The 21,016-nt window shown below is 42.9% G+C and carries 19 protein-coding genes and 1 riboswitch; of the genes, 16 read left to right on the top strand and 3 right to left on the bottom strand.

Going from position 1 to position 21,016, the window contains the following annotated elements:
- Nucleotides 1-543 precede the first annotated feature (543 nt).
- Both FTT91_RS12375 and FTT91_RS12370 read left to right on the top strand, forming a co-directional pair.
- Entirely contained in the window at nucleotides 544-1,404 is an 861-nt protein-coding gene (locus FTT91_RS12375) for a PAAR domain-containing protein (protein WP_178867106.1), read from the top strand.
- Complete coding sequence (locus FTT91_RS12370; protein WP_180169551.1) at nucleotides 1,401-2,060, top strand: hypothetical protein; 660 nt, start codon at nucleotides 1,401-1,403, stop codon at nucleotides 2,058-2,060. The genes FTT91_RS12375 and FTT91_RS12370 overlap by 4 nt, the downstream gene beginning before the upstream one ends.
- A gap of 48 nt (nucleotides 2,061-2,108) precedes the next feature.
- Here the strand turns inward: FTT91_RS12370 and FTT91_RS14915 are convergent, their stop codons facing one another.
- Both FTT91_RS14915 and FTT91_RS12360 read right to left on the bottom strand, forming a co-directional pair.
- Entirely contained in the window at nucleotides 2,109-2,168 is a 60-nt protein-coding gene (locus FTT91_RS14915) for a hypothetical protein (RefSeq protein WP_225531235.1), read from the bottom strand.
- Between the two features lie 154 nt (nucleotides 2,169-2,322).
- Entirely contained in the window at nucleotides 2,323-2,517 is a 195-nt protein-coding gene (locus FTT91_RS12360; protein ID WP_167846407.1) for a DUF3565 domain-containing protein, read from the bottom strand.
- Nucleotides 2,518-2,633: 116 nt separating this feature from the next.
- Here FTT91_RS12360 and gshB point away from each other — a divergent pair, with 116 nt between their 5' ends.
- From gshB to lpxC, 8 genes are all read left to right on the top strand, one after another.
- Nucleotides 2,634-3,578 (top strand): glutathione synthase, encoded by a 945-nt coding sequence (gene gshB / locus FTT91_RS12355; protein ID WP_180169550.1) that lies wholly within the window; start codon nucleotides 2,634-2,636, stop codon nucleotides 3,576-3,578.
- Nucleotides 3,579-3,896: 318 nt separating this feature from the next.
- Nucleotides 3,897-5,000, top strand: a complete 1,104-nt coding sequence (gene murG / locus FTT91_RS12350; protein WP_104852726.1) for an undecaprenyldiphospho-muramoylpentapeptide beta-N-acetylglucosaminyltransferase — start codon at nucleotides 3,897-3,899, stop codon at nucleotides 4,998-5,000.
- Nucleotides 5,001-5,003: 3 nt separating this feature from the next.
- Entirely contained in the window at nucleotides 5,004-6,452 is a 1,449-nt protein-coding gene (gene murC, locus FTT91_RS12345) for a UDP-N-acetylmuramate--L-alanine ligase (protein ID WP_180169549.1), read from the top strand.
- Between the two features lie 56 nt (nucleotides 6,453-6,508).
- Nucleotides 6,509-7,438, top strand: a complete 930-nt coding sequence (locus FTT91_RS12340; protein WP_004974232.1) for a D-alanine--D-alanine ligase — start codon at nucleotides 6,509-6,511, stop codon at nucleotides 7,436-7,438.
- A 2-nt stretch (nucleotides 7,439-7,440) separates the two neighbouring features.
- Nucleotides 7,441-8,295 (top strand): cell division protein FtsQ/DivIB, encoded by an 855-nt coding sequence (locus tag FTT91_RS12335; protein WP_004974235.1) that lies wholly within the window; start codon nucleotides 7,441-7,443, stop codon nucleotides 8,293-8,295.
- Between the two features lie 67 nt (nucleotides 8,296-8,362).
- On the top strand, nucleotides 8,363-9,625 hold the full coding sequence (gene ftsA / locus FTT91_RS12330; protein ID WP_004974236.1) for a cell division protein FtsA: 1,263 nt from the start codon (nucleotides 8,363-8,365) through the stop codon (nucleotides 9,623-9,625).
- Nucleotides 9,626-9,784: 159 nt separating this feature from the next.
- Complete coding sequence (ftsZ, locus tag FTT91_RS12325; RefSeq protein WP_004974238.1) at nucleotides 9,785-10,966, top strand: cell division protein FtsZ; 1,182 nt, start codon at nucleotides 9,785-9,787, stop codon at nucleotides 10,964-10,966.
- A gap of 123 nt (nucleotides 10,967-11,089) precedes the next feature.
- Nucleotides 11,090-11,992 carry a UDP-3-O-acyl-N-acetylglucosamine deacetylase gene (gene lpxC / locus FTT91_RS12320; protein WP_004974240.1) on the top strand — a complete coding sequence of 301 codons (903 nt, stop codon included), beginning with the start codon at nucleotides 11,090-11,092 and terminating at the stop codon, nucleotides 11,990-11,992.
- A 97-nt stretch (nucleotides 11,993-12,089) separates the two neighbouring features.
- Here the strand turns inward: lpxC and FTT91_RS12315 are convergent, their stop codons facing one another.
- A complete protein-coding gene (locus FTT91_RS12315) occupies nucleotides 12,090-12,530 on the bottom strand; it encodes a DciA family protein (RefSeq protein WP_004974242.1) in 441 nt (146 codons plus the stop codon).
- Between the two features lie 106 nt (nucleotides 12,531-12,636).
- Between FTT91_RS12315 and FTT91_RS12310 the strand changes: the two genes are divergently transcribed.
- The 6 genes from FTT91_RS12310 to FTT91_RS12285 all read left to right on the top strand — a co-directional run bounded on the left by FTT91_RS12310 (nucleotide 12,637) and on the right by FTT91_RS12285 (nucleotide 20,735).
- On the top strand, nucleotides 12,637-13,320 hold the full coding sequence (locus FTT91_RS12310; protein ID WP_178867112.1) for a M23 family metallopeptidase: 684 nt from the start codon (nucleotides 12,637-12,639) through the stop codon (nucleotides 13,318-13,320).
- A gap of 368 nt (nucleotides 13,321-13,688) precedes the next feature.
- Nucleotides 13,689-16,391, top strand: coding sequence for a pyruvate dehydrogenase (acetyl-transferring), homodimeric type (aceE, locus tag FTT91_RS12305; protein WP_004974248.1), 2,703 nt, complete (start codon nucleotides 13,689-13,691; stop codon nucleotides 16,389-16,391).
- Between the two features lie 2 nt (nucleotides 16,392-16,393).
- Nucleotides 16,394-18,373 (top strand): 2-oxo acid dehydrogenase subunit E2, encoded by a 1,980-nt coding sequence (locus tag FTT91_RS12300; RefSeq protein WP_180169548.1) that lies wholly within the window; start codon nucleotides 16,394-16,396, stop codon nucleotides 18,371-18,373.
- 99 nt (nucleotides 18,374-18,472) lie between these two features.
- Nucleotides 18,473-18,632, top strand: a riboswitch (yybP-ykoY riboswitch).
- A gap of 72 nt (nucleotides 18,633-18,704) precedes the next feature.
- On the top strand, nucleotides 18,705-19,280 hold the full coding sequence (locus FTT91_RS12295; RefSeq protein ID WP_004974251.1) for a TMEM165/GDT1 family protein: 576 nt from the start codon (nucleotides 18,705-18,707) through the stop codon (nucleotides 19,278-19,280).
- A 185-nt stretch (nucleotides 19,281-19,465) separates the two neighbouring features.
- The gene (locus tag FTT91_RS12290) at nucleotides 19,466-20,263 is read left to right on the top strand and encodes an MBL fold metallo-hydrolase (protein ID WP_180169547.1); all 798 of its coding nucleotides are present in this window, start codon (nucleotides 19,466-19,468) and stop codon (nucleotides 20,261-20,263) included.
- 106 nt (nucleotides 20,264-20,369) lie between these two features.
- Nucleotides 20,370-20,735, top strand: a complete 366-nt coding sequence (locus FTT91_RS12285) for a YkgJ family cysteine cluster protein (RefSeq protein ID WP_004974255.1) — start codon at nucleotides 20,370-20,372, stop codon at nucleotides 20,733-20,735.
- Nucleotides 20,736-21,016: the final 281 nt, after the last annotated feature.

The raw sequence follows: 21,016 nt of genomic DNA, 5'->3' as shown, positions 1-21,016 counted from the left end.
AATTCATGCACGTGTAGCAGTCCTCAACAGATTTACGGAATTAGGTCGACCACTTACCCAAGTTACGCCTTAAATTTGGCTCAATTAGGGGCGCTTTGCATTTCAAATCTTTGTGCAACAAAGCCATAATATAATGAAATGTAATAAATAATAAAAAAGCCCGACTGAGGGGTGAGACAAATTTTGTATTTTTAAATCACATTAAAATTTAATATGAGAAAAGTACTATGATTTTTTACTAATTTAAAAGTTTGTTATACTTCGCATTATATAATAAAAACATATACGAACTCAAAAATGACAAGATCAACTTCGTTATACAAATTATTTATCAAAACACTAGAACAACAGATGTTCTCAAAAGAGATTGAGCAAATCTTAAAAGTTGTTGAAGGTATCACTACTCTATTGGTCAGTAGTCAATTAAAGAATGGCGATGAAATTATTGATACTTTTAACAATTCGGTGGCAATATGCATTTTTAAAGATCAATTAACATTTCAGAACTCTCTTAGTCATGACTAAACTATAAGGATTAAGATTATGAGAGGTTTTGCTATTCATAATGCACCAACTAATCATGGTGGTCGTATTCTAGCTACTCAGATAAGAAATTCTCAAATGGGCAATTCTTTTGTTAGAGCGGGCGATGGGCATTTCTGTCCAAGATGTAAATGTTGGTCTTCAGTGATTAAAAGCCATGACCATATTATCTTTGATGGTAAGCCAGTTGCTTATGTCGGGGATAAATTAACATGCGGTGCTATTATTCAGCCGCAACAGTCGCATGTTGTTGGTGGGAGTAATGCTAATTATCATATAGTTTCTAATCCTCAAACTGAGCAAACTCTGCCTATAAGTGCTCAACAGAATTTAATAAATAGTTTTACAAATAAGAGGAAGTATGAGAACTATTATATTGAGTTTAATAAAACCGATTATGTAAAATTTAAAACAGGAATTCCTCCATACGATGAAGATAAAAAAGGGCTATTTGGGAGTGTTTTACAAATAGTTTCAGGAGCATGTGATTTTATCGTTACATCTATTTTAAAGAAAAAGAATCTGTTTATAACAGTTTCATATCACCCGCCAGTTGTAAAACATGATGCAAATAAAATCACTCCTTATGCAACTCTAAGACTCTATAAAGAAAAAAATAGAAAATCTGAATTATTAAAAATACAAGAATTGAAGTCTGATGGTGGGGTTTGGAGTATTGAGCGAGGAAAAGAACCAGTAGGTTTCTGTAACATTACCTTGCCTGAGCCTGATTTACTCCTATTGAGGGTTGAATTAGATCTTGGATATGTATTGACGTTTAGCGGTGGAGTTGTTACCCCGATACCCAGTTTTACAACCCACAGCTTTACTTTAAATTCCGCAGCAAGGGAAGTTAGATGAAGAATTTTCTTATTTTTTTAACAGTCTTCTTGATATTCGGAAGCACTGCCTGCTCATCTAATGGACATAATACACATCATGGTGAAGTTGAACTCACTCAAGATAGTGAAGCTGCCCAGAGTCTTTCTGCAGAAGATCAATCTATTATAAAAAAATATAAAGATACGATTCATAATTTGAATTTTAGGGAAAGAGAACATGCTAATAAGGTAATGAAAGATAGTTTGTCTGAAATAAACAAAATTAAGAATGATTCCGAGCGAGAAAAGTTGCAAATGCAGATTTACTTAGCCACAGCCATGTATAAAGAAGCTTATGATTTAAATAGTAAAATGTTAAAAACTAGGTTTAGCGAAGCACGTTTACTGACTCAATGTGAGTTGAGCTATTACGCTAAAAAGCCTAAAAATGAATATGAAAAATGTTATGCCCAAGTAGCGTCATTGCTGGAAAAGACATTGAAAGTCACTCCTAAAAATGACTCTGAATATTTATATGGTGAGTGGGGGTACTTACTCGCGATGTATAAGGCAGGACATGAAGAATATAGACAAAAAATGGAAGATTTTATTCATTCTACTCAAGATAAAACGCTGAAATATCAGTTTGAAAGTTCTTATGAGTTGGCGATTGAACAGATCGCTAGTTACCAGTGATCTTTGTTGTATTGGTTTTCAGGAGTGCGTAAATACATCAACCTAACCCTACTGTTGTGATGTATGCAAAATTCTTAAAATACGAACAGAATCTTTAACGTCATACACGACAACATAGTGCGATGCACCACAAGTTCTCGAGTTCCATGGATGAGACCAGATCGCCCTTTAATGGCAGCGAAGAATGCTATACACGCACGACTTAAAAGGAGACATTTGGGGTATGAAGAGGGTATGAATAACACTGAGTATCTAAGCGTATTCACTCAGTCTCCTCCTCACACTTCTTACACTCCAGCATCACCCCCAACTTTTCCTTGCGCCCTTGCTCTGTGATTACCCACGGGCGGTTTTGCCACGGTGGATTATGCCGCACATGCTGCCCATGACCGCAGGCCAAATCTGCGACCCAATCATTTTCTTCATCTAAATGAAAATCAATAATCGCTTGTTGCATCGCATACTCCTAAGTGCATGATGATCGTGGATAAAGCGTTACGAAAATTGCAGCAAAACCAAAGCCAAACTCCGCTATACTTTTGCTTATTCAATTCTTCAAAAGAGCACCGAAATATGCGCGTACTTGTTGTGATGGATCCCATCGAAAGTGTCAATTTGAAAAAAGACTCAACCATGGCGATGTTATGGGCGGCAAGCCGTCGTGGGCATACCTTGGGCTATGCATTACAGCAAGACTTATATATTGATCAGGGCAAGGCATTTGGTCTGATTGCATCGCTCAAAGTCTTTGAAGATTATAACCATTATTACGAATTGGGCGAAAAACGCAAAGAATCCTTAGCTGATTATGATGTCATTCTCATGCGTAAAGACCCGCCTTTTGACATGAATTTCGTTTATACCACATATATTTTAGAGCAAGCTGAACGCGAAGGCGCATGGATCATCAACAAGCCGCAAAGCCTGCGTGACTGTAATGAAAAGCTGTTTGCGACTCAATTCCCAGAACTACAAGTTCCGACATTGGTCACTTCACAACAAAGCCTGATTCGTAAATTTATTCAGCAACATGGTGATGTGATCGTTAAACCGCTCGATGGCATGGGCGGCATGGGAATTTTCCGTTTGTACCAAGATGGGGTCAATATTGGCTCAACCATTGAAATTCTGACCAACAACGGCACTCAGCCAATCATGGCGCAGCGCTATATTCCAGAAATTGTAGATGGTGATAAACGCATCCTCATGGTTAATGGTGAGCCTGTGCCTTATTGTTTGGCACGAATTCCACAAAATGGCGAAGTGCGTGGCAACTTAGCTGCAGGTGGTTTAGGCGAAGCACGTCCATTGACTGAAAATGACAAAGCCATTGCCGCCAAAGTCGGGCCATTTTTACGTGAAAAAGGCTTGGTTTTTGTCGGATTAGATGTGATTGGCAACTATGTCACTGAAATCAACGTGACCAGTCCAACGTGTATTCGTGAAATTGATGCACAGTTTGGTACATCCATTGCCGATGATTTATTTACCGTACTTGAAGCAGGTCGTCCCAACTAAGTTTGGGCTTTATGCTCACTGTATCAATACAAAAGCCGTTTTCTATTTGAAAGCGGCCTTGTTTTTAGAGACGTGGATACAAAAAACAACTTAAACACTTTGCAAAATAGATCAATCAAAGCAGTAAAATTGAATAAAACTTAACATTTTCCGTAGATTAATAATAAAACTAGTTTAAACTTGAAAATCTGTAGAAAAAAACAATCAAGCACTTGGTGAAAAAAAGTAAATAACCTTTCAAGCCCATGCGTTTGTGATTACAATTGATAGCTTATACAAGATTTTTATTTGCCTTATTTTGAGTTGAAGAATTAAACCGTGACTGACGCACAGCAACAACAGCCTAAACATGTCATGATGATGGCCGCAGGTACAGGTGGACATGTTTTTCCCGCTTTGGCCGTCGCAAAACAATTACAGCAACAAGGGATTCAAGTGTCATGGTTGGCGACCCCAACGGGCATGGAAAATCGTCTGCTTAAAAATCATAATATCCCAATTTACCAAATTAATATTCAAGGTGTACGTGGCAACGGTTTGATCCGTAAACTGGCTGCACCATTTAAAATTTTAGGCGCAACGCTCAGTGCTGTGCGTTACATGAAGCAATTAAAAGTTGATGCTGTTGCAGGTTTTGGTGGTTATGTGGCAGGGCCGGGTGGCTTGGCAGCACGTGCTTTGGGTATTCCTGTGCTGATTCACGAACAAAATGCAGTTGCGGGTTTTACCAACACTCAATTGTCACGTGTGGCAAAAACCGTGTGTCAGGCTTTCCCAAATACCTTTCCAAACAGTAACAAAATTGTCACCACAGGCAACCCTGTTCGTGAAGAAATCACTGCGACCTTAAGCCCTGCATGGCGCTATCAGGAACGTGAAAAAGCAGGCTTGCCAATTCGTATTTTAATTGTGGGTGGTTCACTAGGTGCACAAGCCTTAAATGAATGTGTACCTGAAGCGTTAAAGCAACTAAATGTCGCTTTAGATGTTTATCATCAATGTGGGCAAAACCATGCCGATGCGACGCAGGCACGTTATGCACACAAGCCTGACCATTTACAGGTTGAGGTACAGCCTTTTATTGAAGATATGGCCAAAGCCTATAGTGATGCCGATTTAATTATTTGTCGTGCGGGCGCACTCACGGTAACCGAGGTCGCGACTGCAGGTGTTGCAGCAGTATTTGTACCATTGCCTAGTGCGGTGGATGATCACCAAACTGCCAATGCCAAGTTTTTAGCCGATCTTGGTGCAGCAAAAATCTGTCCGCAAGCTAGCATGACACCTGAAAGTTTAACAACATTATTAACCCCGTTAATGAATCGTCAATTGTTGTCTGAAATGGCGGTCAAAGCCCGTCAGCAGGCGCAGCCTGATGCAACTCAACACGTGGTTCGTCTTATTCAAGCATTGTTCGAGTAAAATATGTCTCCATCTACACCCGCTGATCAAGCGAAAAAATTAATCAAAGTGCCTGAAATGCGCCGTATCAAACACATTCATTTTGTGGGTATTGGTGGCGCGGGGATGTGTGGTATTGCCGAAGTCTTGAAAAACCAAGGCTATAAAGTGTCGGGTTCAGACATCAAAGCTTCAAAAACCACAGCGCAATTAGAAGAAAACGGCATCAAGGTTTATATTGGGCATGCGGCAGAGAATATTAAAGGCGCCAATGTGTTGGTGGTGTCTACTGCAATTGACCCAGAAAACCCAGAAATTAAAACAGCAATTGACACCCGTATTCCTGTGGTGCGTCGTGCTGAAATGCTGGGCGAGTTGATGCGTTACCGTCATGGTATTGCAGTCGCGGGTACACATGGTAAAACCACCACTACCAGTTTAATCACCTGTATGTTGGCCGAAGAAAACATGGATCCAACTTACGTGATTGGTGGTTTGCTAAACCGTACTGGGGTCAATGCAGCATTGGGTGCTAGCCGTTATATCGTGGCAGAAGCCGATGAATCTGATGCATCGTTCTTATTCCTAGAGCCAATGGCGGCTGTGGTGACCAATATTGATGCCGACCACATGGACACCTATGGTGGTAGTTTCGATACCTTAAAAGATACCTTTGTTCAATTTTTGCACAAACTGCCATTCTACGGTTTGGCTGTGGTGTGTGGTGATGATGCCAATATTCGTGAAATCATGCCGCGTATCGGGCGCCCTGTATTGACCTATGGTTTTAATGAAGACAACGATATTCGTGCCGTTGATGTTGATCAAGACGGTATGCGCACACACTTTACTGTACTGCGTAAAGACCGCGAACCGTTACGCGTGACGGTGAATCAACCGGGGCTGCATAACGTATTGAATGCCTTGGCTGCAATTGGAATTGCCACCGATGAAGGCGTTTCTGATGGTGCAATTTGCCGTGCTTTAGAAGGCTTTAGCGGTGTCGGTCGTCGTTTCCAAGTACAAGGTGAGTTTGCGGTAGCAGACGGCAATGTGAAATTGGTAGATGACTACGGACATCACCCGAAAGAAGTGGAAGCCACCATTAAAGCTGCGCGTCAAAGTCATCCTGATCGCCGTTTGGTGATGTTGTTCCAGCCACACCGTTTTAGTCGCACCCGTGACTGTTTTGATGACTTTGTGGAAGTGTTGTCACAAGTCGATCAATTGTTATTGCTCGATGTTTATCCTGCGGGTGAAAAACCAATTGTTGGCGCAGATAGCCGTACTTTGGCACGCAGTATTCGTTTGCGTGGTCAGGTTGAGCCAATTTTGGTCGATCCAAATGACGGCAACCTACCGAATATTGTGAAACAAGTGTTACAGGCCAATGACTTGTTATTGACCCAAGGTGCAGGTAATGTGGGGGCGATTTCAATCGAGCTTGCACAAAACCATTTATATTTAAAATAATCACAACCTGTGATGTTTGAATTTGATCGACCAGTTTAAAGTTTAAGGATATAAACGTGTCAAATGCTTCAAAGTTCGGCAAAGTTGCCGTGTTATTGGGTGGAAAATCTGCTGAGCGTGAGGTTTCTCTAGACAGCGGTCAAGCAGTACTCGAAGCACTGCTACGTTCTGGGGTCAATGCAGAAGCATTTGATCCACAAACACGTAGCGTGACCGAATTGGTCAATTATGATCGTGCCTTTATTGTGTTACACGGGCGCGGTGGTGAAGATGGTCAAATTCAAGGTGTTTTGGAATGGTTGAATATTCCATACACGGGTACGGGCGTGCAAGGTTCAGCCATTGGCATGGACAAAGTGAAGACCAAGCAAATTTGGCAAGGTTCTGACTTGCCAACTGCGCCATATCGTATTGTTAGCAAAGATTCCAATATTGAAGACGTGGTTGCCGAATTGGGTTTACCACTCATCATCAAGCCTGTACATGAAGGTTCAAGTATTGGCATGAGCAAAGTCGAAAAAGTAGAAGACTTTGCCGATGCTGTAGCGAAAGCAACTGCACATGACGCTATTGTTATGGCTGAAAAATGGATTACAGGACGTGAATTTACCATCGTGCTGTTAAATGGTCAGGCTTTACCGATTATTCGTTTAGAACCACCGAAAGATGTGGCGTTCTATGATTATGAAGCCAAATATCAACGTAATGATGTGCAATACGGTATTCCGTGTGGTTTAAGCACTGCCGAAGAGCAACAGTTACAAGCTTTGGCATTACGTGCCTTCCAAGCCGTGGGTGCAAGTGGCTGGGGTCGTATTGATGCCATGCAAGATGAGAACGGCAATTTCTGGCTATTGGAAGTGAATACCGTGCCGGGAATGACCAGCCACTCTTTAGTTCCGAAAGCGGCAAATGCAGTCGGCTATAGTTTTGATGAGCTGTGTGTGGCAATTTTGGCACAAACCCTTACAGGTGAAGCACACTAAATATGGCTCAACTTCCTGCATCCTTGCGCCGTAAACGGGCAGCGATTACCTCGATTCATGACAAACCGCCAACAGCCAAAGAAAAGCTGATTCATTTTGGCGGTTGGGTAATGCTGTGCGTTGCGGTGCTCGTGTTGGCAGTGGGTGCGTACGGGCTATACAAAGTCATGACCGATGCACAAATTGCCAAGCTAGATGTAGTGGGTACACGTTCAGATGCGGAACACCGCCAAGTGATGACGCATGTGAACCCTGTAATGACCAAGAACTATTTCACCTCTGACCTAGAGCAAATCCGCGATACCGCTTTGGAGTTGTCTTGGGTAGATCGAGTGGTGGTTTCACGTGCGTGGCCGAATGCTATTCGTGTGCGGGTTATGCCGCGTCATCCAATTGCACGTTGGGGGACAGGTCGTTTGCTCAGTGACAGCGGTGAAGTCTTTACCGAGGTCACGCCACAAAATAATCAACATTTACCGTTATTACACGGGCCAACGCATCAATCTAAAATGATGATGCGTCGTTATAATGAAATTAACCAATTATTCTTACCCGTCAACGATCGTTTAAAAGAACTATATTTAACAGAACGTATGACGTGGTTTATGCAGTTTGATTCAGGTCTACGTGTTATTGTAGATAAAGATCAAACCATGAGTAAGCTGCAGCGCTTGGGGCATCTTGCACAAAGTGATTTGAAACCTGTATGGTCTAAAATATCCGCCATCGATTTGCGTTATCGCAATGGTTTAGCCATTCAATGGAAAAACTCAATTCCGCCAAAAATTGCAAATGGTCACTTTGTTGTAACGATTGATGACACAAGCATTGCAGAGGGAATAAGAGCAAAGCCATAATATTGGGCTTTAAAAAAATAGAGGCATTAAGCCATAAATTAAACATACTGGTAATGGTAGTGAATAAATGAGTGAAGCTGTTCCCTCGGTTGTTGCGATTGACATTGGGACGCACAAAGTTTCAGTTTTGATTGCTAAGGTCCATGCGCCAGACAATATCCAAGTCATTGGTATGGCCACCGCACGTAATCGAGGCATGAGTAAAGGAAAAATTGTCAGTCTCGATAAAGTGATTACTGCAATTAAAAATGCCGTGCAAGAAGCAGAAGATATGGCGGAATGCCGTGTGCATTCGGCATGGATTTCTATTCCTAGTGCAGAACTAAAAAGCTTTTATGCTTCAGGTCGCACACCTATTGAAAGTAGTGATCACACCATTACCACCAGTGAAGTGGTACGCGCCTTGGACTTGGCCAAAGCCAGTCACCTCACCTCAGACCATTATTTGGTGAGTGCAGTACCACTCGGTTTCGATTTAGATGATTCGGGTGAATGGGTACAAAACCCAATTCGTATGTCAGCACATAGCATGACGGGGCATTATCAATTGATGATGTTGCCTATTAGCACCATGCAGAATTTAGACCGTGCTTTAAAAGGTGCCAATATTGGTGTCGAAAAAATGGTGGTGTCAAATTTAGCCACTGCAGAAGCCAGTCTGCTTAAAGATGAAAAAGAATACGGTGTGTGTCTGGTAGATATTGGCGCAGGCACGACCAGTATTGCGGTTTATTTAGATGGACGTTTGGCCTTGGCGCACACTTTGCAACGTGGTGGTGAACATGTCACCCGCGATATTGCAGCGGTGTTACAAACCACAACTGAAGAAGCTGAACGGATTAAGCTATTGTATGGCTGTGTAGATATGAAAGTGGTCAAACCTGATCACATGATTCAGATTCAGGGCATTGATGGGCCGCAAACCATTAGCCGTATTGAACTGGCGGAAATTATTATTGCGCGTTATGAAGAAATTTTTGCACAAATTCGTCAGGAACTCGAAAAGAGCGGTGCCATTCATGGTTTATATCATGGTGTGGTTTTGGCGGGTGATGCCTCACAAATTGAAGGCATGATCAGCTTGGTACGTCGTATGTTGGGTGTTTCGGCACACTTGGGGAATCATCCTTCACAAGTTTATGCCGATGAACCGCATCAGGCCGCCTTACGCCGTTCACAATATGCAACAGCTTCAGGCTTATTGCTTTATAGTCAAAACTATACTCAAGACACGATTGTAGAACATGAAGACCCTGAAACCTTATCGGTTTGGGGGCGTGTCGGACGGGCATGGTCTGGCTTGAACGAAAAGTTAAAATCTATTTTTTAGTTGAGTTTTTTGGGAATATTGTTAGGAAGTTGTACGGATCATCACTGGTACTTGACAAGCCAGAAGTTGAACAGCATTCTTAAAAATAATTTTTATGAAGATCAAGGCAGTATACGGGCTTAAGTGACTGCCAATAACGTATTAGGAAATCTAAAGGTCATGGCCTCATTTGAATTTATAGATGATCAAACCGATAGCAACGGTCAAGCCCGTTTCACTGTGTTTGGTGTGGGTGGTGCAGGTGGTAACGCTGTGCAGCACATGCTTGAGTCGGATATTCAGGGTGTAAAATTTGTTTGTGCCAATACGGACAAACAAGCATTGGATCGCATGAATTCGCAATTCAAAATCCAGCTAGGTGAGCAAAGCACACGTGGTTTAGGCGCGGGCGGTGATCCTCAAGTGGGTCAAACTGCAGCGGAAGAAAGCCGCGAGCTGATCTGTCAGCAACTTGAAGGCACAGACATGGTGTTTGTGACTGCAGGGATGGGCGGTGGTACAGGTACAGGTGCTGCGCCAGTTGTGGCTGAAATTGCCAAAGAAATGGGCATTTTGACTGTTGGTGTGGTGACTACGCCATTTAACTTTGAGGGTAAGCGTCGCTTACTTTCTGCGGAAAAAGGGATTGCGGCATTAGAACAGCATGTAGACTCTTTAATCATTATTCCAAACCAGCGTTTAATGAAAGTTTACCGCGACATTTCAATGAAAGATGCGTATAAAAAAGCCGATGACGTTTTGTTGAACGGTGTACGCAGTATTTTTGATTTGGTGGTACGTCCAGGCCACATCAACCTAGACTTTGCTGACTTGAAAACTGCGATGAGCACGCGCGGTTATGCGATGATGGGTGTTGGTTCAGGTCGTGGTGAAAACCGTGCGCGTCAAGCGGCTGAACAAGCGATTCGTAGCCCATTGCTCGATAGCGTAACCATTGCCAATGCCAAAGGCTTGTTGATTAACGTAACGGGTGGTGATGATGTGACCTTCGGTGAAATCGAAGAGATCATGGACGTGATTCATCAACTTTCAGATACCGAACAAACCCAAGTATTCTACGGTACGGTATTTGATCCTGAAGCGCGTGACGAAATTAGCGTGACTGTTATTGCTACTGGTTTAGCGCGTAACACAGGCGATACACCAGAGCCTGCAAAACGCACCGTGACACAAACCACTTCTGCAGCACCAACAGCGGCAGTAGAAGAAGATGATGTGCCTGCAATTCAGCGTCAGCAGGCAGAAACTGCGCCTGCAATTAGTGCGACAACAACATCAGGCTCTGCGCGTCCAACGCCAATGAGTATTCAAGACTATTTGAAAAATCAGCAGCGTAAATAAGCCAAGATCCTCAATTTCATTGTGTGATCGGGAAAAGGCAGTTTTAAACTGCCTTTTTTGTTTTTTATCAATGGCTAAATATGCTAACGTATAGCGGTTTTAAAATTTAGATGAATTGAGAACATGCTGAAACAACGTACCCTACAACGTGTCGTCAAGGCGAGCGGTATTGGTCTGCACAGTGGTCAAAAAGTATTGATCAACTTTGTGCCGCATCATGCCGATGGGGGAATTGTGTTTCGTCGTATCGATTTAAATCCGCCTGTCGATATTCCAGCCGATGCCATGCTGATTCAAGAAGCATTTATGTGCTCGAATTTGGTTCAGGATAATGCCAAAGTTGGCACTATTGAGCATGTTATGAGTGCAATTGCAGGGTTGGGCATTGATAACTTGATTATTGAAGTGTCTGCCTCTGAAGTGCCCATTATGGACGGCAGTGCAGGGCCTTTTATTTATTTGTTGATGCAGGGTGGTTTAAAAGAACAGGATGCTGCGAAAAAGTTCATCAAAATTTTAAAACCTGTAGAAGCTTTAATTGACGATAAACGTGCGGTGTTCAGTCCGCATGAAGGTTTTCAGCTCAATTTCACCATCGACTTTGATCATCCTGCCTTTAAAAAAGAATATCAGTCTGCCACCATCGATTTTTCTACAGAAACCTTTGTCTATGAAGTCAGTGGCGCACGTACTTTTGGCTTTATGAAAGATTTGGACTATTTAAAAGCCAATAATTTGGCTTTGGGTGCGAGTTTAGATAATGCCATTGGGGTAGATGATACAGGCGTGGTCAATGAAGAAGGTTTGCGCTTCTCGGACGAGTTTGTACGGCATAAAATTTTAGATGCTGTGGGGGATTTGTACTTGCTTGGACATCAAATTATTGCCAAGTTTGATGGTTATAAATCAGGACATGCCTTAAATAATCAGTTATTACGCAATGTTCAGAGCGATCCAAGCAGTTATGAAATTGTAACATTTGATGACATAAATTCTTGCCCGATCACTTTTGTGCATGTGACATAAGTCATTGTCTTTTCTTACTACGTTATAATGTAACAACAATAATATGTGAATTTCATCACAAATTTGAGCACGAGTTTTTGGTGTTTTCTGCAAACAATTATTTTTTATTGCTTGCCAAACGTAACAAAGCTTGGCTAAGCTTAGGGTCGCTCACAAAGTCAGCAGCACCTCGTAACATATCTTGAGTTTCTGGACTAAGTGTTCTTAAAGGCTTTTCGCTTTTTGGGGGCGTTTGAGATTCAACTCTTAAACGAACTTGAATTTTTTGTATGTCTTTCAGTTCATGCAGTTGTGACAGTTGAGTAATGTATTGCTTTTGCAAATAAGCAAGTTGACTGACCATCGCTTGATTCGTTCCAGTAATGGTTAAGACACCTTGTTGATAACAAACCACCTGCCATTGCTCTGGTTGCGGCAGTAAAGGTTGAATAAGTTTGCCAAGTTTCTGCCATGCAGCAACTTGGGTTGAGAGAAACGTTAGGTTTCCTGTTTTTATGTGTTTTCTTGTTTGTTGAAAGAGATTCACAGGTTCGGACATACATCATTCCTTCATGTTTATGCCCTAATCTTATGCGCTCCTTTCAGTAGATATCAAGGAAGAGATCACAAGGAACTTCAAGTAAGAACAGTTAAGAGGTTTTTTTATGCATTCGCGCCGTATTTTATTAGCGTTTTCACTGGCAGCTTCGGCAGCATCTGTCGCATTTGCTGATTTAGTTGAGTTAGATTCTCAAAATTCATCGACTGATCGTATTGAGCAATTAACCCGCACCTTGTCACAAGGTTCTTATACAGAAACACAAGACATTGATGTTCCTGCACAAACGCAGATGACCGTTAAGCTTCGTGAAAAGACTACAGAATTAAACAATGCGTCTTTAGCAAAAAAATACGGTACCAATACCAACACCCGTTTTGCTTCTTCAAATCCTTATGCTTGGTTAGTGTCACATCCATTACCAAATGCACGTATTAGCTCGAACTATGGCGGTCGTGTCATGAGTGGTCGTGCTGAAAACCATTCAGGCTTAGACCTTGCTGCACCAAGCGGTACTCCAATTTATGCGACTGGCCCAGGTATTGTGACCAAGTCAGGCTGGGGCACAGGTTATGGTCAATATGTAGAAATTAACCACGGTAATGGTTATATCACGCGCTACGCACACGCTTCACGTTTAATTGCACGTGTGGGTGACCGTGTAGATGCAGGCGAACATATTGCCAACGTAGGTTGTACAGGTCGTTGTACAGGTCCTCACTTACATTATGAAGTAGTGAAAGATGGTCAACGTAAGAACCCTTCTACCTATTTAGCAATGTTGCCGTAATGTTTTGGCTAGAAATTCATGCTCTAGCCACACTCACTGTAAACTACACGCGAACTACAAATTAAAACATGAAATTAAAGCGGCAAAGGTCGCTTTTCTTTATACTCACGTTTTAGCTTTTAGCGAAATCTAGTGAGACATTTCAGACATCAACTTATCACCTAAAAAAATAATAACACGCAGTATCTGCTTTATTGTATAAAAAACCGCCTAAATTGGCGTTTTTTTGTTATTTGCTGTAAGAAAGTGTCAATCACTATTTATTTTCTAAATAGTATGCAGGATACGCATTTAAGATTAGCCATATCTACTAAAGTCTAAATTATGATACATATAAAGCATACGATTAGGCTTAGGAATAGTGAATTATGGCGTTTTACGGTGATACGGACTCACAAGAAACCCAAGAATGGCAAGACGCCTTTGATGCTGTGTTACAACATATGGGTACTGAACGGGCAGCATTTTTACTCGAAAAACTGTACCAACGTGCAATTGCAAAGCATGTACCCATTCAGCGATTAAATACTCCTTACCTCAATACCATTTCAGTGGAAGAACAACCTGCCATGCCGGGCGATCAGGATATGGAGCGTCGTATTCGCGCCCTGATTCGCTGGAATGCGTTGGCAATGGTATTGCGTGCCAATAAAACAGGTGATGATTTAGGTGGTCACCTTGCAAGTTTCGCATCTTCAGCAACATTGTATGATGTTGGTTTTAACCATTTCTTCCGTGCCAATAGTGATCATTTTGGCGGTGATATGATCTACTACCAAGGTCACTGTGCACCCGGTATTTATGCCCGTTCATTTTTAGAAGGGCGTTTAACCGAAGATCAATTGAATAATTTCCGCCGTGAAGTGGGCGGTAACGGTTTACCTAGCTATCCACATCCTTATTTAATGCCTGACTATTGGCAGTTCCCAACGGTATCAATGGGTCTGGGTCCAATCATGTCAATTTATCAGGCACATATTCAAAAATATTTAATGAACCGCGGTTTAATTAAAGAAGAAGACCGTAAAGTCTGGGCATATCTAGGCGATGGTGAAATGGATGAGCCAGAAAGTTTGGGTGCAATTTCACTGGCAGGTCGTGAAAAGCTAGATAACCTGATTTGGGTGGTGAACTGTAACTTACAGCGTTTAGATGGCCCTGTACGCGGTAACGGTAAAATCATTCAAGAACTTGAGTCGTTATTCCGTGGCGCAGGTTGGCGCGTGATTAAAGTGGTCTGGGGGCGTCATTGGGATGCTTTATTGGACAAAGACGACACAGGTGCATTAAGAGCCATCATGGAAGAAGCGGTGGATGGCGATTATCAGCGCTTGCAAGTGAAAGGCGGTGCATACGCCCGTGAGAAATTCTTTGGTAAATATCCTGAAGCCAAAGAATTAGTCAAAGATTTAAGCGATGAAGATATTGATAATCTGAACCGTGGTGGTCACGACCCGTACAAAGTATTTGCGGCGTATGCAGAAGCGACCAAAGCTAAAGGTCAGCCAACGGTCATTTTAGCCAAAACTGTCAAAGGTTATGGTTTGTCTGATGAAATTGAAGCGGTGAACAAAACCCACCAAATCAAAAAAATGCAGTTGGATTCTTTAAAATATGTACGTGACCGCTTCAACTTGCCATTTAGCGATGAGCAACTTGAAGAAGTGCCGTTCTATCGTCCAAGTGAAAATTCGCCTGAATTGAAATATATGAAAGCGCGTCGCGAAGCGTTGGGTGGTTATTTGCCTGCGCGTCGTAAAGACAGCGAAGCTTTACAAATTCCTGAATTATCAGTTTTCGATTCAGTCTTGGCAGGTTCAGGTGGCAAAGAACAATCGACCACTATGGTGATGGTGCGTTTGATTTCTGCCCTGCTCAAAGAAAAAGCCATTAAAGACCGTGTGGTACCCATTGTACCCGATGAAGCACGTACTTTCGGTTTAGAAGGCATGTTCCGTCAACTGGGTATTTATGCCGCACATGGGCAAAAATACACCCCTGAAGACCAAGAACAATTGATGCATTATCGTGAAGCCAAAGACGGTCACATGCTGCAAGAAGGCATTAACGAAGCAGGTGCAATGAGTGCTTGGGCAGCTTTGGGTACCAGTTATTCGACCAATAACTTACCAATGATCCCAATGTATATGTATTACTCCATGTTTGGTTTCCAACGTATTGGGGATATTGCATGGGCGGCAGGTGATGCACAGGCGCAAGGTTTCTTGTTGGGTGCCACTGCAGGACGTACCACACTCAATGGTGAAGGCTTGCAACACCAAGATGGTCACTCGCATATTTTAGCCAATACCATTCCAAACTGTGTGTCTTATGACCCATGCTTTGGTTATGAGCTTGCCGTGATTGTGCATGATGGTTTGCAACGCATGTATGTCAATCAGGAGCGCGTGTTCTATTACCTCACCGTAATGAATGAAAACTACGAGCATCCTGAAATGCCACAAGGTGTGGAAGAAGGCATTAAGCGCGGCATGTATTTACTGCAGGAAGATGAAAAAGCCACGGTTCAATTGCTAGGTTCAGGTGTGATTTTGCGTGAAGTCATCAAAGCGGCGAAAATCTTGCGTGAAGAGTATCAAATCCACTCGAATGTCTACAGTGTGACCAGTTTTAATGAATTGGCGCGTGATGGTATGGCGTGTGAAGAATACAACCGTTTGCATCCATTGGCTGAAGAAAGCAAAGAGCCGTGGATCTCACAACAGTTACGTGGCAAAGATGGCATTGTCGTGTCTGCTACCGATCACATGCGCGCCTATAGCGAGCAAATTCGCGGTTACTTGCCAGACAATCGTCCATTTGTTGCCTTAGGTACCGATGGTTATGGTCGTTCCGATACCCGCGGTAACTTGCGTAGCTACTTTGGGGTCGATGCTGCACACATTGTGGTAGCCACCTTGAAAAAACTGGCTGATGAAGGCGAAGTCGATGCGCGTTTGGTCAAAGATGCAATCTCGACATTTGAGTTAGATACAGATCGTCCTGTCGCGTGGGCACCGCAAGCGGTTCCTGAAGTACAAGCGGTTGCTGACTACAAAGAGGAGCACTGATCATGCAAATTCAAACGCCTGATATTGGTGTCGATAAAGCCACTGTTGCAGATATTCTTGTCAAAGTTGGCGACACGATTGCAGTTGATGACAGCATTGTCCTATTGGAATCAGACAAAGCCTCTGTTGAAGTACCCAGCACCGTTGCAGGGGTGGTGAAAAGTATTTTGGTACAACAAGGCGATGAAGTGACTGAAGGTGCGGTGCTGATTGAGTTGGAAACTGAAGCTCAAACGGCAGCTGCTACAGAAGTTGCTGCACCGCAAGCCCAAGTAGATGCTGCACCGAAGCAAGATGCTGAACCAGTGATCGCTGCAGAACCAAGCTCAGCGACATCAAACACTGCGCAAGAAGTAGATGTACAAGTACCTGACATTGGCGTGGAAAAAGCCGTTGTTGGGGAAATTTTAGTACAAGTCGGCGATGCGATTGATGTTGATCAAAGCATTATTGTGGTGGAGTCGGACAAAGCCACAGTAGAAGTGCCGAGTACGGTGTCGGGTACAGTTACCGCTATCCAAATCAATACGGGTGATACCGTAAAAGAAGGTGTGGTGATTCTGAAAGTGAAAACCGCCGCTGCTGCAGTCACACAGGTGGAAACACCTCAAGTGGCATCAGCAGAAGCGGCTGCTGCAACAGCGAGCGCAGCAACTGCATCTGCACCACAAACAACAGCATCAGCACAGGTTGAAGTCGCAGTGCCTGATTTAGGGGTCGATAAAGCCACAGTGGCAGAAATTTTGGTACAAGTAGGTGATACAGTTGCCGCTGACCAAAGTTTGATTGTGGTGGAATCAGACAAGGCTACGGTAGAAGTGCCAAGTACTACTGCAGGCGTGATTCAAGCGATTCATGTAGAATTAGGACAAAGTGTTGCGCAGGGCAATGCATTAGTGACGATAGTAACTGCAAGCGCAGCTGCACCAACAGCAGTTGCAGCAGCTCAAGTTGCCTCTGCACCAAGTACATCGCCAGCAGTCAGTGCTGCATCTACAGCACAAACCACGACAGTTGCAGCAAGCGCGCATACGAATGTAGACAAATTGAGTAAGGCGCAACATGAAGCCAATGCAAAAGTGTATGCAGGCCCTGCTGTGCGTAAACTGGCACGTGAGTTGGGTGTTGTTTTAGCAGATGTAAACGCCACTGGCCCACATGCGCGTGTACTCAAAGAAGACTTGAAGGCTTATGTCAAAGCGCGTCTTACTGCGCCGCAGACTGTTCCTGTCGCTGCTACAACACAGCAAGTTACAGGTTTGCCAAAGCTACCTGACTTTAGTGCATTTGGTGGTGTGGAAGAAAAAGATTTGACGCGCTTACAACAAGTGTCAATTCCGCAATTGTCCCTGAACAATTACATCCCACAAGTCACGCAATTTGATTTGGCCGATATTACCGAGCTAGAAGCGTGGCGCGGTGAATTGAAAGCCAACTTCAAAAAAGAAGGTGTCAGCCTGACCATTTTGGCGTTCATTGCCAAAGCAGTAGCGCATTTGCTGAAAGATGAGCCATATTTCGCTGCGCATCTGGCAGACGATCAAAAGTCTGTGCTGCTGCGTAAAGAAATCCACATGGGCATTGCGGTGGCAACCCCCGATGGTTTAACCGTGCCTGTACTACGTAATCCAGATCAGAAATCGATTAAACAAATTGCGATTGAACTGGGTGAGTTGAGTCAAAAAGCGCGTGATAAAAAGTTGTCGCCTAAAGATTTACAAGGTGCAAACTTTACCATCACCAGTTTAGGTTCGATTGGCGGTACGGCATTTACGCCGTTGGTGAACTGGCCGCAGGTTGCGATTTTGGGTATTTCACCAGCGACCATGCAGCCTGTCTGGAATGGTGAAGGTTTTGATCCGCGCTTGATGTTGCCGTTGTCATTGTCGTATGACCATCGGGTGATTAATGGTGCAGATGCAGCACGTTTTACCCATAAACTGACCCAGTTGTTGGCAGATATTCGTAGCTTGCTGCTCTAAATTCAGAAAAGCTTTATAAAACCCTGCTACGGCAGGGTTTTTTTGTCAGTGCCGTTACTCGGCTAAATTTGCTTAACCGCAGTATTCCGTTTAGAATAGCTTTACTTCATTGGGGAGTAGCCGCTTTTTACTGATCTCTGTTCAAACTGAATGCAGTAAAAAGGTGATGGTCAACATATTTGTTCCACAGAACATGGTCATCATAGCAAAGAACCAAGTCTGCTTTTTCAAGCTTTCTTTTGTTGGCAAGACCTTTGATTTATCACTCTGCAGATTTTGGCTAGCAGGAGGGATAGGTCATTGGTATGTGTGCTAGCCAGAGAAAAACATCATGTATGAATTCCTCATCTCGACTGCCATTGTCGCCTTAGCCGAAATGGGTGATAAAACCCAACTACTGGCTTTATTACTCGCGGCACGTTTTCGTAAACCTGCTCCAATCTTGGTTGCTATTTTACTGGCAACACTCATTAACCACGGACTTTCTGCAGTTTTAGGGCAGTGGATTACCACGGTACTTAGCCCAGAAATTTTATTGTGGATTTTATCTTTAGGTTTTATTGGCATGGCGATTTGGATGCTTATTCCAGACCAGCTAGATGATGAAACTGAAAGCATCAACAAGTGGCAAAAATACGGGGTATTTGGCGCGACCTTTGTATTGTTCTTTTTGGCAGAAATTGGCGATAAAACTCAAATTGCCACAGTGGCTTTAGCCGCACGTTATGACAGCGTGTTTTGGGTCATGCTTGGAACCACTTTGGGGATGATGCTGGCCAATGCACCTGCGGTATTTATTGGTAATAAATTAGCGACCCGATTGCCAATTGCTTTAATTCATAAAATTGGTGCACTGATTTTCCTAATTATTGGTGTGTCGACTTTGGCGCAACATTATTTATTCTAAACTATTCATTAAAATGCATAAATCCTGAGCAAATTGCTCGGGATTTGTTTATTTGAATGCTGCTGCAATTCACTGATATTTCAGGTAATCTGAGCCATTTTATTTATTGTAACTTTCCATAAATAGCTATATGTTATTCAATGATAGAAAATCTATTTTTAAAATGAAAAAATTGGGGATTGGTTATGGCATTTGACCGTACAACATCGCAGGTCTTATTTGATAATGGGACACATAAATGTATTAGTTTTACCAGTTTGGTCAAAGGTGAAGGTGTTCAGGCCAACCAATTTCTGATCATTGATAATAACCGTGCCGCAGTGCTAGACCCAGGTGGCGACCTGACCTATGTACCACTGACCATGGAATTAAACAAATATACCCGTTTGACCAATCTTGACTATGTCATGGCATCGCACCAAGACCCAGACATCATCACTTCAATGCCGCGTTGGTTGGTCTATACCGAAGCGAAAATTGTAGCGTCAAAATTATGGGCGCGTTTCTTGCCGCACTTGAGCTCATCTTTTATGAGCGACCGTATGAAAGGCAACTGGTTAGATCGTTTGGTGGAACTGCCAGATGAAGGTCAGGCAATTCCTTTGGGCGAGTCTAAAATTATTGCTGTGCCTGCGCATTTCTTACACTCTGTTGGTAATTTCCAGTTTTATGATCCTATCGCCAAAATTTTATTTTCTGGTGATATGGGTGCGTCAATGGTGGAAGATGCTTTAATTCCATTGACTGATTTTGCTGCGCATATTCCTGCGATGAAAGGCTTCCATCAGCGCTATATGTGTTCCAATAAAGTGATTCGCCTCTGGGTGAATATGGTACGCACCATGGACGTTGAAATGATTGTGCCGCAACACGGTACGCCATTTGTGGGCAAAGAACAGGTGAATCAATTCTTAGACTGGATTGAAACATTGGAATGTGGCGTCGATTTGATGGATGAACACGTTTTTAGCTGCCCTGAATAAGCGACAAAAAAAGCTGAAAAAACTGTAAAAAAAACTTGAGTGCAAAAACAACTTTTTTTAAGATTTTCGCCCAAAAACGATTTTTTTGATGACGAGAACTTAACGAATGTTGTCTCAAGTACCTACAGCAGATGCCTGCTTAAGCTGCGGCGCGTGTTGCGCTTATTTCCGTGTTTCATTTTATTGGGCTGAAGGCATGAATATGCCTGAGCACTACACGGAACCAGTAACAGCAGTCTATTCATGCATGTGTGGTACCAATCAGAGTCAGCCGCGTTGTGTCGCTTTAGAAGGTGAAGTTGGACAGCAAGTGAGCTGCGGGATTTATGAATTACGCAGCAGCTCTTGTAAAGAAGTGCAAATTGCCGATGATCAATGCAATAAAGCACGTCGTGCGCATAACATGATTCCATTTGTGCAAGTCGATCCAGCCATTTCTGTGAATGATGATGACTTCGATCAAGTGGTTTAATGGTGCTTTAAGTTGTTGATCGCAATCCAGATTGAAAAAGCAAAGCTGCGGCTTTGCTTTTTTTTACAGCTAATTTTGGATAAATAGCCAATCATGGTTCACATTGAAGCGGCTTTATCTGCCTGAAAAATGAAACATCGCAAGTTTTAAACCTGCACGGCTAAAAAGCAAACTAAGGATGAAAACTTCAATTTTTAGATGAAAATTACCGATTTTTTCATGTCGCATCCCCCAGAAGGGCAGAATAAAAAATATTTCTTAGAGAACAAATGAAATTTGTG

The sequence above is a fragment of the Acinetobacter sp. YH12021 genome (assembly GCF_013420145.1).
GTDB classification, from domain to species: domain Bacteria; phylum Pseudomonadota; class Gammaproteobacteria; order Pseudomonadales; family Moraxellaceae; genus Acinetobacter; species Acinetobacter towneri.
The sequence above is the reverse complement of the archived record's forward strand: the minus strand, read 5'-3'. Positions and strand labels throughout refer to the sequence as shown.

What these genes read in the sequence shown, in the direction of transcription:
- FTT91_RS12315 (WP_004974242.1), bottom strand. Translation starts at nt 12,530, where the DNA reads ATGTCCGAACCTGTGAATCTCTTTCAACAAACAAGAAAACACATAAAA.
- gshB (WP_180169550.1), top strand. Translation starts at nt 2,634, where the DNA reads ATGCGCGTACTTGTTGTGATGGATCCCATCGAAAGTGTCAATTTGAAA.
- ftsZ (WP_004974238.1), top strand. Translation starts at nt 9,785, where the DNA reads ATGGCCTCATTTGAATTTATAGATGATCAAACCGATAGCAACGGTCAA.
- FTT91_RS12290 (WP_180169547.1), top strand. Translation starts at nt 19,466, where the DNA reads ATGGCATTTGACCGTACAACATCGCAGGTCTTATTTGATAATGGGACA.
- aceE (WP_004974248.1), top strand. Translation starts at nt 13,689, where the DNA reads ATGGCGTTTTACGGTGATACGGACTCACAAGAAACCCAAGAATGGCAA.
- FTT91_RS12295 (WP_004974251.1), top strand. Translation starts at nt 18,705, where the DNA reads ATGTATGAATTCCTCATCTCGACTGCCATTGTCGCCTTAGCCGAAATG.
- lpxC (WP_004974240.1), top strand. Translation starts at nt 11,090, where the DNA reads ATGCTGAAACAACGTACCCTACAACGTGTCGTCAAGGCGAGCGGTATT.
- ftsA (WP_004974236.1), top strand. Translation starts at nt 8,363, where the DNA reads ATGAGTGAAGCTGTTCCCTCGGTTGTTGCGATTGACATTGGGACGCAC.
- FTT91_RS12335 (WP_004974235.1), top strand. Translation starts at nt 7,441, where the DNA reads ATGGCTCAACTTCCTGCATCCTTGCGCCGTAAACGGGCAGCGATTACC.
- murC (WP_180169549.1), top strand. Translation starts at nt 5,004, where the DNA reads ATGTCTCCATCTACACCCGCTGATCAAGCGAAAAAATTAATCAAAGTG.
- FTT91_RS12310 (WP_178867112.1), top strand. Translation starts at nt 12,637, where the DNA reads ATGCATTCGCGCCGTATTTTATTAGCGTTTTCACTGGCAGCTTCGGCA.
- FTT91_RS12375 (WP_178867106.1), top strand. Translation starts at nt 544, where the DNA reads ATGAGAGGTTTTGCTATTCATAATGCACCAACTAATCATGGTGGTCGT.
- FTT91_RS12370 (WP_180169551.1), top strand. Translation starts at nt 1,401, where the DNA reads ATGAAGAATTTTCTTATTTTTTTAACAGTCTTCTTGATATTCGGAAGC.
- FTT91_RS12285 (WP_004974255.1), top strand. Translation starts at nt 20,370, where the DNA reads ATGTTGTCTCAAGTACCTACAGCAGATGCCTGCTTAAGCTGCGGCGCG.
- FTT91_RS12300 (WP_180169548.1), top strand. Translation starts at nt 16,394, where the DNA reads ATGCAAATTCAAACGCCTGATATTGGTGTCGATAAAGCCACTGTTGCA.
- FTT91_RS12360 (WP_167846407.1), bottom strand. Translation starts at nt 2,517, where the DNA reads ATGCAACAAGCGATTATTGATTTTCATTTAGATGAAGAAAATGATTGG.